Origin of the sequence: Sandarakinorhabdus sp. AAP62, from assembly GCF_000331225.1 — a bacterium.
In the GTDB taxonomy this organism is placed as follows: Bacteria; Pseudomonadota; Alphaproteobacteria; order Sphingomonadales; family Sphingomonadaceae; genus Sandarakinorhabdus.
Genome location: NZ_ANFY01000018.1, coordinates 1 through 13045, shown reverse-complemented (window position 1 = coordinate 13045; position 13045 = coordinate 1). Strand labels below are relative to the sequence as shown.

Here is a 13045-nt window from a genome sequence, read left to right as displayed (position 1 = left end):
GATTATTGCAGGCCGTCGCCCGACAGGCGCTGGCGCAGCTTCTTGATGGTGGCGTCGTTCTTGTCCACGCCAACGGCAGCCATGCTGGCCTTGGCCAGGCCTTCGGCCATTTCGCCGGGCAGGGCGCTGCCCACTTCGCGGCGGCTGGCTTCGATCAGGCCGGCCTGCGCCTTGGGATCGCCGGGAATGATGCGATCGACGTGGATGAGGATCCAGCCGCCCTGGCCGGCGATCAGTTGCGTGCTGCCCGCCGCGCCGTTCAGGAAGGCGCGGGCGGCTTCGGGCACATTTTGCTGATTGATGATGTCGATGCGACGGCCATTCAGCGGGCGCGGGCTGGCAAGGCCGGCATCGGCCAGCGCCTTGGCGAAATTCACGCCCTTCTTCGTGGCGGCCAGCACGGCATCGGCTTTCACCTTGGCGGCTTTCATCGCCTTGTCCTGTGCGGCGCCGGCCATGGCCAGCGGCATCACTTCGGCAATCGGCGGCGGTGCGGCCGGCAACACGGTGGCGGTTTCGATCACCACCAGTTTGCCGCCGCCAATATCCTCCACCACCGGGCCATCGGCCGGCTCATGCTTGAACGCGCGCGCGGCGATGGTGGCCAGTTCCCCGGTGAGCGGCGGCTGGCCCTGGGCCAGGCCCCCAATACTCAGACCTTTGTCGGTGACCGGCGTCTGGCTCTTGATGATGAGCGATGCTTCCCTGGCGATATCGGCAAAGCTCTTGCCGGCTTCCACCCCGTCTTCGATGCTGGCCACCACATCGGCGACGGCGTCTTCGATGGCGCGTTCCTTCAGGCCGGCTTCCACGGCCGGCCGGGCCTGCGCCAGCGATTTGCCGGCGCTGCCAAGGCTGGCGACGCGCACCACGTGCCAGCCAAAGCCGGACTTGATCGGCGCCGAAACGCCGCCAACCGGCAGGGCAAAGGCGGCCTTGGCCACCTCGCTGGAGGTCGCCCTAGCAAAGCCGGCCTGGGTCTGGCTGCCCAGCGCGATATCGCTGGCACCAAAGCCGGCCAGCGTTTGGGCTGCGGCCGCAAAGCCCTGCGTACCGGCGGCTGCCACGATGGCCTTGGCCTTGGCTTCGTCGGGCACCACCACCTGTTCGAGCACGCGGGTGGCGGCGCCGCCATATTTGGCCGGATCCTTGGCAAATTCGTCGGCAATGGCCTTGTCGCTGAGGGTCACGCCAGCGGCGATCTGGGCGCGATCGATGATGGCATAGCGGAAGCCGCGGCGTTCGGGGATGGTGAAACGGGCGCTGTTGGCCTTGTACCAGGCCTGGGCTTCGGCCGCCGTCGGCGCGCCGGCTGGCGGGGCCGGGATGGTGGCAACGGCGCCTTCGTGGCGGTCCACCAGCAGCCGCGCATAGAGTTCGGCCACGCCATCCGGCACGGCCAGCGCGCCGGTGACCGGCTTGATCAACTGTTCGCGCACCAGATCGCGGGCGATGGACTGGCGCAGGCGCTTGTCGGTCAGCCCCTGTTGGGCCAGCGCGCGATCATAGCTGCCCTGATCGAACTTGCCGCCGCTCTGGAAGGCGGGGATGCCGGTGATCACCACGTCAACCGCGGTGTCCGACGCGCTGAGCCCAGCCTTCCCGCCCATTTCTTCCATGGCGGTCTGGCCGATCAACTGGGTGGCCATCAGCTCCACCACGCCCTGGCGCGCGGCTTCGGCCTGGGTGAGGTTGGGATCGCGCTGGCGCAGGTCGCGCACGGTGCGATCGATGGCCTGCAGCAGATCGGGCTCGGTGATGGTGCGTTCCCCCACTTTCGCCACCGAACCGGCCGGCGCGCTGCCGCCCAGCGGATCATTCACCCCGGTGATGGCAAAGGCGACCAGGATCAACCCGAACAGGGCGAGCACGGGCCAGCTGGTGAGCGAACGGCGGAAAAATGCAAGCATCGAAATTCCATGGATAGGCGAACGCGCCGCTTGTAACGAGGCGCACCGCTTGCCACAAGCGCCACCACCAACCGGAGGAGCGCCAATGCCTGCCCTGATTGTCGGCAACTGGAAGATGAATGGCCTTGGCGAGGATATCGCAGAGATTGCCGCGATGGCGGGCAGCGGAGCGCGTGGCGTGTGGATCGCGCCGCCCTTCACCCTGATTGATCGCGCGGTGATTGTTTCGGCCGGTGCAGTGAAGATTGGCGGCCAGGATTGCCATGCAAACGCCAAGGGCGCCCACACCGGTTGCGTGTCGGCGGCGATGCTGGCCGATCTGGGCGCGGGGTTCGTGATCGTGGGCCATAGCGAGCGGCGGCGCGACAATGGCGAAACGGATGCCGACGTGCGCGCCAAGGCGCAGGCCGGCCAGGCGGCGGGGCTGGAGGTGATCTTGTGCATCGGCGAGACGCGGGCGCAGCGGGACGCCGGGCAGACCAATGCGGTGCTCACCAGCCAATTGTCAGGCTCGCTGCCGGATGACGCCGAAGCGCTGATCATCGCCTATGAACCGGTATGGGCCATCGGCACCGGGCTGATCCCGACGCTGGACGATGTCGCCGCCGCCCACGCCCATATCCGCCAGCATCTGACAGCCCATTTCGGCCCGGCCGGCCATGGCGTGCGTATTCTCTATGGCGGCTCGGTCACACCGGCCAATGCAGGCGAATTGCTGGGTGTCGCCGATGTTGGCGGGGTGCTGGTGGGCGGGGCAAGCCTGACGGCGGCGAGTTTGCTGGCGATCGCAGCCACTGCGCCGTAACGCGGCCCATCGACAATCCCGCACCTTGATTGCACCCGCGCCCGAAGCCATGTAAGGCGCGTCCCCATATTCCGCACGATTGAACGAAAGCCTGCCCGCACGTGATCACCTTCCTGCTTGTCGTCCACGGCCTCATCACCCTTGCGCTGGTGGCGGTGATCCTGTTGCAGCGCTCCGAAGGCGGCGCGCTGGGCATTGGAGGCGGCGGTGGCGGCGGCCTGATGACGGCGCGTGGTGCGGCCAATCTGCTGACGCGCGCGACCACCATCCTGGCGGCCTTGTTCATCGTGATGGCGATCCTGCTCGCCGTGCTGGCAGCGGGCACCAACAAGGCGCGGGTGATTGATCCCACCGTGGCGGCCAAGGCGGGTGCGCCCGCCGCGCCGCCGCCTGCGGCGCCGGCGCAGCAATTGCCGGGCCTGCCCGGCGTTCCGGTCGCCCAGTAAACCGCATCGCGTGGCCGGATCCGCTAAACCCGGCCAGTTGCGCCAGATTTTCGGCGGCGCGGCCGGCAATCTGGTCGAATGGTATGATTGGTACGCCTATTCGGCCTTCGCGCTCTATTTCGGGCCGCGCTTCTTCCCGCCGGGTGATGATCTGGCCGCTGCGCTGAACAGTGCCGCCATTTTCGCGGTCGGCTTTCTCATGCGGCCGATCGGCAGCTGGATGCTGGGCGCCTGGGCCGACAAGCGTGGGCGCAAGTCGGCGCTCACGCTCTCGGTGGCCATGATGTGCACCGGATCGCTGATGATCGCGGTCGCCCCCACCTATGATGATGTCGGGCTGCTGGCGCCGGCGATATTGCTGCTGGCGCGGCTGGTGCAGGGGCTTTCGGTCGGCGGCGAATATGGCGCGTCTGCCACCTTCATGAGCGAGGTGGCGCGGGCGAAATGGCGCGGCTTCCTCGCCAGCTTCCAATATGTCACGCTGGTCGGCGGGCAATTGCTGGCGCTGGCGCTGCTGGTGCTGCTGCAGGGCCTGATGGATGATGCCGCCCTGAAGGCGTGGGGCTGGCGCATCCCGTTCGTGGTCGGTGCGGCCTGCGCGGTGCTGGTGTTCTGGCTGCGCACCGGTCTGCATGAAACCGAGGCGTTCCAGAAGGCCGTCATCCCGCCCGGCACGCTGCTGCAGCGCCTGCTCGCCCATCCGCGCGAACTGCTGATCGTGCTGGCGCTCACCGCCGGCGGCAGCCTGTGGTTCTACACCTTCACCACCTACATGCAGAAATATCTGGTGCTCTCGGCCGGCTGGAGCAAGCAGGAGGCCACGTCGGCTTCGGCCATGGCGCTGCTGGCCTATGCCGCCATGCAGCCATTGTTTGGCGCTGCTTCCGATATCCTTGGCCGGCGCACGCTGCTGGTCAGCTTCGGCATCATGTCCACCCTCGCCACCGTGCCGGCACTCACCGCGCTCGGGACGGCGAAACCGGGCATCGAAGGCCTCGCCATGATGATCGGCTGCCTCGCCATATTGTCCTGCTACACCAGCATTTCGGGCCTGGTGAAGGCCGAGATGTTCCCGGCCCATATCCGCGCGCTCGGCGTCGGCATGCCCTATGCGCTGGGGGTCGCCATCTTCGGCGGATCGGCCGAATATGTGGCGCTGGCCTTCAAGGGCGCCGGCATCGAATCCGGCTTCTTCTGGTATGTGACCGGCATGTCCGGCATCGCCCTCACTGCGGCGCTTGCCTTGCCCGATACCAAGGCCAACAGCCGCATCGAAACGGATTGAAAACAACGCGTTCAGCCAATGGGCTGCAGTTGTGTTCAGGTCCGAATCTGCGCATTCTGCGGCCGATGTCGCGTTCACTTGTCCTGCCTTCACTTGCGCTGGTGCTGCTGCTTGCCGGCTGCGGCGGCAGTGGTGGCGGGGTAGGAACAGTGCCCGCGCCGCCGCCGGCACCAACCCCCACACCCACGCCCACGCCCACGCCAACGCCCACGCCCAGCGCGTTTGACACGGTGGAATATCGCCGCTCCAACGGCGCGGTGCAGGTACAGGCGCTGGCGGCCTATGATCGCGGCTTCAGTGGCAGCGGCATCACCGTCGCCGTGCTCGATTCCGGCGTGAACCCGGCGCTGGCCGAATTCGCTGGTCGCATCTCGCCGGCCAGCCGCGACGTGGCGTCCAACCGGGCGCTGGCCGATGAACGCGGCCATGGCACGTCGGTCACCGGTATCCTGCTGGCGGCGCGCAATGGCAGCGGCATCCACGGCGTCGCCCCGCAGGCGACATTGCTGGCCCTGCGTGCGGACACGCCGGGCAGTTGTGATGATCAGGGCTGTTCCTATTCCGGCACGGCCATCGCCGCTGGCCTTGCGGCAGCAGCCGACGCCCGCGCCCGGGTTGTCAACGTCTCGCTGGGCGGCACGGGCACCGCAACGGCGGAGCGCGCGGCGGCCGCGCGATTGGCTGCAGCCGGCGGCATATTGGTGCTGTCCGCCGGCAATGAAGCCCTGTCCACCCCACAAAGTTTCGCCAACCAGCTCGTCGCCGTGTCCCAGGCCACCACCATCGTGGTGGGCGCGGTCAACGCCAGCAACGAGATTGCCAGTTTCTCCAACCGCGCCGGCGTGCTGGCACCGAACTTCCTGGTGGCGCCGGGCGTGGAGCTGCGCAGCTTCAACCAGGATGGCACCGCCTTTCTCTACAGCGGCACGTCGGTGGCGGCGCCCGTGGTTTCCGGCGCGGCGGCGTTGCTGGCCCAGGCCTTTCCGGCGCTTTCGGGCGCGCAGATTGTCGATATCCTGCTGCGCTCCGCCGATGATCTGGGCGCTGCCGGCACCGACGAGATTTATGGCCGCGGCCTGCTCAATATCGCCCGCGCCTTCCAGCCGCTGGGCACCAGCAGCATCGGCGGCCAGACCGTGGCAATCACCGCCGGCGGTACGCTGGGGGCAGCGCTGGGCGATGGCGGGCGGCTGACCAATGCACTGGCCGGCGTCGCCATCACGGATATCTATGGCCGCGCCTTCACGGTCGATCTGGCCCAGGGCCTGGTCACGGCTCCGCCGGGCCGTCTGGCCGGCCGCCTGCTCGCCACGCCGACGGAAAGCGCCCTCACCAGCAGCGATGGCACCAGCACCGCCTTCTCGCTGCTCGGCGAACAGCGCAATCAATGGGCAGGCGACCGCGCTACCATGGCGGCGCTCGGCCCCGGCCAGCGGCCGCAGGCGAGTCCCGTTGGCCATGTCCGCCTCGCGCTTTCGGGCGGTTCCGTGCTGGTCGCCGGGCATGGCGAGGCAGTGGCCGGGCTGGTTGCATTGGCAGACTCTGGGGCCGAACCAAACGGCCGCGGCCCCGATCTGGTCACGGCCGATCCGGCGCTGCCGCTGGGCAGCCGACCCCTGGGTGCGGCCGCTTTCGCCCAGCCGCTGGGCGGCTTCACCCTGGCCGCCGGCTTTGGCCAATCGGTACTGCCGGCGCAGGACCGGCAGGCCGCCGCACTGCAATCCACGGCGATTGTCCGTCTGTCGCGCACTCTCACACCGGGCCTTGAACTGGCGGCGCTGCTGCGGCTGGACGCAGAACGCGGCAGCCTGATGGGCACGCGGCTTTCTACCGGCTTCGGCCTGGCGGGCGGCACCACCACCAGCCTTGGCCTCGCAGGCCGGCTGGCGCTGGGCCCGCGGGCGCGGTTGGCGGGCGAATGGCGCCGGGCCAGCAGCCGGCTCGCTCTGTCAGGCGGCCTGATTGCCGGCGCCGGCGCCTTGACCGGCGATGCCGCCAGCCTGGCGCTGACGCTGGATGGCGCAGGTTTGCCGGGTGATTCGCTCACGCTCGCCGTCACGCGCCCGCTCGCCCTGTCGGGCGCATTGTGGCTGCTTGGCCTTGCCGATCCCGTGCGGGCAGGCCCCAGCGTGCGCGAAACCGCCGCCGAGGCGCTCTATGCCGTGCCGCTTGCCGCCGGGCAGTTGCAGTTCAGCCTGTTCCACCGCGAACACCCCGGCCATATCGCGGCCAGCCCCGATGACGATGGCGCGGCGGTGCGTTTCTTCCTGCGCTGGTAAGTTTCGTCCACAGTGAAATTGGCGTCAGGCGAACGCAGGGGCTGGCGCTGGCCGGCGATATGGGCTTAAGGCTTTTCTCCCATGACGCGGTATATTTTCATCACCGGCGGCGTGGTTTCCTCGCTGGGCAAAGGACTCATGGGCGCTTCGCTGGCGGCCCTGTTGCAGGCGCGCGGCTACAAGGTGCGCATCCGCAAGTTCGATCCCTATCTCAATGTCGATCCGGGCACGATGAGCCCCTATCAGCACGGCGAAGTCTATGTGACCGACGACGGGGCAGAGACCGATCTCGATCTCGGCCATTATGAACGCTTCACCGGCGTGGCCAGCCGCAAGACCGACAATATCACCTCGGGTCGCATCTATTCCGATATCATCGCCCGCGAACGCCGCGGCGAATATCTGGGTGCCACCGTGCAGGTGATCCCGCACGTGACCGATGCCATCAAGACATTCGCCCGCGCCGACACCGACGGCCTGGATTTCGTCATCTGCGAAATTGGCGGCACCGTTGGCGATATCGAGGGCCTGCCGTTCATGGAGGCGATCCGCCAGATGGCCGCCGACGTGGGCAAGGCCAATGTCTGCTATATCCACGTCACGCTGGTGCCATTCATCGCGGCGGCGGGCGAGCTGAAGACCAAGCCGACCCAGCACAGTGTCGCCCAGCTGCGCGGCATCGGCATTCAGCCAGATGTGCTGGTCTGCCGGTCCGAACACCCGCTGCCCGAAAGCGACCGCGCCAAGATCGCGCTGTTCTGCAACGTGCGCAAGGAAGCGGTGATTTCGGCGCTGGATGCGGAGAGCATCTATGAAGTGCCGCTGCAATATCATGCCGAGGGCCTTGATGACGAAGTGCTGCATGCCTTCGGTATCACCGATGCGCCGCGCCCCGATCTCACCCGCTGGCAGAATATTTCGGAACGCATCCACAATCCGGAAGGCGAAGTGACCATCGGCGTTGTCGGCAAATATACCGGCATGAAGGACGCCTATAAATCGCTCACCGAAGCGCTGGTGCACGGCGGCCTGGCCAACCGGGTGAAGGTCAACATCAAGTGGCTGGATGCGGAGGAATTCGAAGGCACCGATGTGGCGGCCCGGCTGGAACCGATGCACGGCATATTGGTGCCCGGCGGCTTTGGCGAGCGTGGCAGCGAAGGCAAGATCGCCAGCGTGCGCTTTGCCCGCGAACGGCGCGTGCCCTTCTTCGGCATCTGCCTGGGCATGCAGATGGCCTGCATCGAGGCCGCCCGCAACCAGGCCGGCATCGCGGCGGCCAGCACCACCGAGTTCGGCGAAACGCGGGAGCCGGTGGTCGGCCTGATCACCGAATGGATGAGCGCCGAAGGCCTGCAGACGCGCAGCGAAGGCGGCGATCTGGGTGGCACCATGCGGTTGGGCGCCTATCCGGCCGAACTGGGGGCCAACAGCGTGGCGGCGAGCGTCTATGGCAGCACCCATATCGAGGAACGCCACCGCCACCGTTATGAAGTCAACGGCGCCTATCGTGGTCGGCTCGAGAAGGAAGGCCTGATCTTTTCCGGCCTGTCCCCCGATGGCCTGCTGCCGGAAGTGGTGGAACGGCCCGACCATCCCTGGTTCATCGGCGTGCAGTTCCACCCGGAGCTGAAATCCAAGCCGTTCGACCCGCACCCGCTGTTTTCGGGGTTCATCGCGGCGGCGATGGCGCAAAGCCGGCTGGTGTAATTCTTCTCCCCTCCCTGTTTGCAGGGAGGGGCCGGGGGAGGGTGCGCACCGCCAGCGCAGGTTCTTGTCTCCAATGACCCTCCCCCAGCCCCGCCCTTTGGCAAGGGAAGGGAGCCGGTTGCGCCGCTTCCAAACCCCAGCCACACTTGCGCCATGACGCCCACCACCCCCGCCGCTCTCGCCGCCCGCATCGCCGCCCGGCACCGCCCCGGCGAAACGCTGATCGTCGGCATCACCGGATCGGTGGCGGTGGGCAAGACCACCCTGGCCCGCCAGATTGCCGAGGCGCTGCCAGCCAATGTGAAGGTGGAGATCGTTTCCACCGATGGCTTCCTGAAGCCCAACGCGGTGCTGGAGGCTGAAGGCCTGTCCATGCGCAAGGGCTTTCCCGAAAGCTATGACGCACCGGCCATGGCGGCCGCGCTGGCCGGATTGAAGCACGGCGCGGTCACGGTTCCGTCCTACAGCCACACAAGCTACGACGTCGATCCGGCAGCGGCCCGCACCATTTCAGGCGCCGATATCGTGCTGGTGGAAGGCCTCGGCCTTGCCCCCGATGCCGCCGGCCAGCGCCCGCCGCTCGACCTGCTGATCTACATCGATGCGGCAGAAGACGACATCATCGCCTGGTTCCTTGCCCGCTTCATGGGCCTGTGGGCAGCGGCGGCGAACGACCCCAACAGCTTCTACGCCCGCTTCCGCCACCTGAACGAAGCTGAAGCCCGCCAGTTCGCGCTGTCCGTCTGGAATGGCATCAACCGCCCCAATTGGCTGGAGCATATCGCGCGGGCCAGGGACGTGGCGGATATCGTGGTGGTCAAAGCGCTCGATCACAGCCTTGCGACATGATCCGTCGGGTCATGACCAGGCTCGGCATGAGCGATTTGTGATTGCGGTCAGGAGCGATCAGCGCCGGGCCAGCCACGCCACCACCGCGTCCACCGGCGCACCGGGCGGTAGCCGCTGCATGGCGGTGCCGGGCACCAGCGCGTCCGGATTGGCCAGGAACATCGTCAGCGTCTCGCGCGTCCACACCAGCCCCTTGTCACCAGCCGCGCGCAGGGCAGGGGAATAGACGAAATCGGCCCGGCTGCCCGCGCGCCTGCCCACCAAGCCATCCAGATTGGGCGCCGGCAGGCCGGTTTCGGCCGGATCAACGCTGTGGCACGAGATGCAATATTGAAACGCCGGCGGCGTTTGGTTGGCCTGCGGCGCCTGGGCCGCCGCCAGCAGCAGCGCGGCAAACATCATCCCTTCTTGCCCGTCTCCACCAGCATCACCCGATCAAGCCCGCTTTCCGGCAGATAGATTTCGCCCTTGCGGCCCAATATCTGCCGCACTTCGGCCTTGGGGCCAGAGCCGGGATAGGTGCCGATGATCTTTTCGGCCTTTGTATCAAAGGCGATGGTGACATTGCCGGCCCATTCGGTCACCCAGGCCACGTCCTTCTCGTCCACATAGACGGCATAGGCCCGCGGCTTGTCCCCCGGCATCTTCCAGCGCTTCCACTGGCCATCCTTGGGCGTGTAGCGCGCCAGATGCCCGCTGTTCCATTCCGATACCCAAAGCTGTCCCTTGCTGTCCGACCAGACGCGCCGGCTGCCGACACCCGGTTCGACCGGTTCCACCACCGTGGTTGCGCCCGTTTCCATGTTCACCTTGGCGAGGAAACTGCCGGCCAGTGACACATACCAGATCTGGCCATCCGGCGTCGCGGCGATGCCATAGGGCCCGCGGCCTTTCGGCGCCGGCCACACATCAACCTTGCCGGTCTTGGGATCGAGCCGGCCATAGATGCCGGTCTGCCCGGTGAACCACACCCGGCCCTTGCCATCAAAGGCCGGCGTGTTGAGATTGGTGTAGCCGCTGTCGGCGGGCAGCGGCCAGCTTCTTACCGCCTTCGTCTTCGGATCAACCCGCACGATGGCGTTCAGCCCGCCATCGGTGATCCACGCCGCGCCGTCCGGCCCCATGATGACGCCGTGGGGGGAGGATTTCTCGCCCAGTCTTACCTGCTCGACGCTGCCGGTCTTGATATCGATGATGCCCAGCGCGCCCTGCCATTGCGCGGTGTACCAGATGGTGCCGGGCGGGCCCGGCGCCACATCATGCGGGTGGGCGCCCTTGGGCACATCATATACCCGCACCGGATGTTCGGCGCGCGCCGCGCCGGCCAGCGCCAGAGCGGCCACCGCCGCCATCCAGAGTGCCCGCATCGTCTGTCCTCCCCTTGCCACTGATACGATGCCCTTGATCGCATCCCCCGCGCAAGGGGCGGGGGAAAGCCGGCGCCCAGCCGTAGACATTGCCGCACGGGATTTCCCTTGGCTGCTTATGCGGTTAGGGGCAGCCCAATCAATCTGCCCCCCGAATTCAGGAATGCCCCCTTGATCCTTCGATTTGCCCTGTTGCTGGCGGCTGCTCCGGCTGCGCTCGCCTCTGCCCAGGAAGCGCCTGTGCCTGCCGCGCCGGCGCCTGCCCAAACCGCGCAAGCCATGCCGGAAGACGAAGAGGTGATCACCGTTTCCACCCAGCGCCTGCCTGGCCAGGTGGTGGGCGATATCAAGCCGGAATTGACTCTCGGCACGCAGGAACTGCGCGCGCTCGGTGCCGGCTCGATCACGGAGATCCTCGCCCAGATCGCGCCGCAAACCCAGAGCGGCCGCGGTCGTGGCGGCGGCCCGCCGGCGGTGCTGCTCAATGGCAAGCGCACGTCGGGCTTTCAGGAAATCCGCAACATCCCGCCCGAAGCCATCGCCCGGGTGGAAGTGCTGCCCGAGGAAGTCAGCCTGAAATATGGCTTCCGCGCCGATCAGCGGGTGATCAACTTCGTGCTGCGCCCGCGCTTCCAGGCGTGGACCGGCGAGTTCGACATCGGCGGGCCCACGGATGGCGGGCGTTTTTCCTCTGAACTTGAGGTCAATCTGCTGCGCCTGCGCAACGGCACCCGCACCAGCATCGAAGCCGAATATGAAATCAACACGATGGTGACGGAAGCCGAGCGCCGCATCACCACCCCGCCGCAGAGCCGCCCTTTCGCGCTGGAGGGCAATGTTTCGGCGCTGCAGCCAGGCGCGGAGGTCATTCCCGGTCGCACTGTGCTCGGCGTACCGATCGGCGTTGCCAGCCCTACGCTGGGCCAGTTTGCCGCCGCACCCCTCAACAGCACCGATATCCGCCCGTTCCGCAGCCTGTTGCCCGACAGCCGCACCGCCAGCCTGAATGGCACCATCGCCGGCAATCTGTCGCCCACCGTGGGCGCGACGCTGACCGGCGGCATCGAGCGGACGCTGACGGAAGCCATGCAGGGCCTGCCCGCCGCCAGCTTCAATCTGCCTGCCGGCGGTGCGTTCTCGCCGTTCAGCAGCCCGGTGCTGGTCAACCGCTATGCCCCCGATCCGCTGGGCCGCTTTGGCGACAACTGGAACAGCCGGCTCGGCACCGTGCTGGATGGCAATATCGGCAATTGGCGCTGGAATCTCACCAGCACCTGGAACCACGCCGAAAACCGCAGCCGCATCGAACGTGGCATCGATGTGAGCGCGCTGCAGAGCCAGATCACGGCCGGCACGCTTTCGCCCTATGGCGCGATCAGCGGGCCGACGCTCACCGATACCGCCCGCAGCATCTCCGACAATCTCAGCGCAGATCTGCTGCTGAACGGCAGCCCGCTTTCCTTGCCGGCGGGCGCTGTCGGTGTGGCGCTGAAGGCGCAGGTGCAGCATCTGGCATTGGATGCGTCCGCCACCCGCGCCGGCATCGTCAGCGCCGCGCAGCTGTCGCGCACGCAGGGCAATTTCCAGGCCAATATCGATCTGCCGATTGCCTCGTCACGCGACAATGTGTTGCCATTTCTCGGCAAGTTCACGCTGAACGGCAATATCGCCGCCGATACGCTGTCGGATTTCGGCACGCTGATCACCTGGGGCGCCGGCGCCAATTGGGAGCCGTCGCCGGGCTGGAGCTTCATCGCCAGCTTCACCCGCGAACAGGGCGCGCCCAGCGTTGGCCAGTTGGGTGATCCCACCATCATCACGCCCAATGTGCGCGTGTTCGACTTCATCCGCGGCGAAACCGTGGACATCAGCCGATTGGATGGCGGCAACCGCGCCCTGCTCAACGACACGCGGCAGGTGTGGAAACTGGGTTTCAACCTGAAGCCGTTTGAAAAGACCGATATCGTCTTCAACGCCAATTACATCAGTTCGCGCATCGATGATCCGATCGCGTCCTTCCCCACGGCGACGGCCGAACTGGAAGCCGCTTTCCCGGATCGCTTCACCCGTGATGGCAGCGGCCGCCTGCTGCAGATCGACAATCGCCCGGTGAATTTCGACTATTCGCAGCGGCAGGAACTGCGCTGGGGCTTCACCTTCACGCAGCAGCTCAAGCCCGGCAAGGCCGAGCGCGCGGCGGCGGAAAAGCGCTTTGCCGAACTGCGCGCCAAGGCCGCGGAAAGCTTCCGCGCCGGCAATGGCCTGCCCCCCGAACTGCGCACCCTGACACGCAATCCCTTTGGCTTCACGCCCGGCCAGCGCCCACCCGGCGCTGCTGGCCCGCCCGGTACGGCAGCGCCAGCGGCGCCGCCCGCAGCCGGCGCCGCGCCGCCC

Annotated in this window: 10 protein-coding genes; 7 read left to right on the top strand and 3 right to left on the bottom strand. The window is 67.2% G+C overall.

Features of this window, described 5'->3' with window-relative positions; all coding sequences use genetic code 11:
* Positions 1-2: 2 nt before the first annotated feature.
* Positions 3-1910, bottom strand: coding sequence for a peptidylprolyl isomerase (locus D619_RS0114370; RefSeq protein WP_017669303.1), 1908 nt, complete (start codon positions 1908-1910; stop codon positions 3-5).
* An 85-nt stretch (positions 1911-1995) separates the two neighbouring features.
* Here D619_RS0114370 and tpiA point away from each other — a divergent pair, with 85 nt between their 5' ends.
* From tpiA to D619_RS16870, 6 genes are all read left to right on the top strand, one after another.
* Positions 1996-2715 carry a triose-phosphate isomerase gene (gene tpiA, locus D619_RS0114365; RefSeq protein WP_017669302.1) on the top strand — a complete coding sequence of 240 codons (720 nt, stop codon included), beginning with the start codon at positions 1996-1998 and terminating at the stop codon, positions 2713-2715.
* A gap of 101 nt (positions 2716-2816) precedes the next feature.
* A complete protein-coding gene (gene secG / locus D619_RS0114360) occupies positions 2817-3161 on the top strand; it encodes a preprotein translocase subunit SecG (RefSeq protein WP_017669301.1) in 345 nt (114 codons plus the stop codon).
* A 10-nt stretch (positions 3162-3171) separates the two neighbouring features.
* Positions 3172-4446: an MFS transporter gene (locus D619_RS0114355; protein ID WP_026091081.1), complete on the top strand. Its 1275-nt coding sequence runs from the start codon at positions 3172-3174 to the stop codon at positions 4444-4446.
* Positions 4447-4511: 65 nt separating this feature from the next.
* Entirely contained in the window at positions 4512-6725 is a 2214-nt protein-coding gene (locus D619_RS0114350) for a S8 family peptidase (protein WP_081587180.1), read from the top strand.
* Between the two features lie 81 nt (positions 6726-6806).
* The gene (locus tag D619_RS0114345; RefSeq protein WP_017669298.1) at positions 6807-8435 is read left to right on the top strand and encodes a CTP synthase; all 1629 of its coding nucleotides are present in this window, start codon (positions 6807-6809) and stop codon (positions 8433-8435) included.
* A 153-nt stretch (positions 8436-8588) separates the two neighbouring features.
* Entirely contained in the window at positions 8589-9284 is a 696-nt protein-coding gene (locus D619_RS16870; protein ID WP_017669297.1) for a type I pantothenate kinase, read from the top strand.
* A 57-nt stretch (positions 9285-9341) separates the two neighbouring features.
* Here D619_RS16870 and D619_RS16865 read toward each other — a convergent pair whose 3' ends face one another.
* Positions 9342-9686: a c-type cytochrome gene (locus D619_RS16865; RefSeq protein WP_017669296.1), complete on the bottom strand. Its 345-nt coding sequence runs from the start codon at positions 9684-9686 to the stop codon at positions 9342-9344.
* Positions 9683-10651, bottom strand: a complete 969-nt coding sequence (locus tag D619_RS0114330; protein ID WP_051033519.1) for a lyase — start codon at positions 10649-10651, stop codon at positions 9683-9685. Before D619_RS0114330 ends, D619_RS16865 begins: the two co-directional genes overlap by 4 nt.
* A 171-nt stretch (positions 10652-10822) precedes the next feature.
* On the opposite strand from D619_RS0114330, the gene D619_RS16860 reads away from it, so the two are divergent.
* The coding region (locus D619_RS16860; RefSeq protein WP_017669294.1) for a TonB-dependent receptor at positions 10823-13045 on the top strand (2223 nt) is incomplete at its 3' end.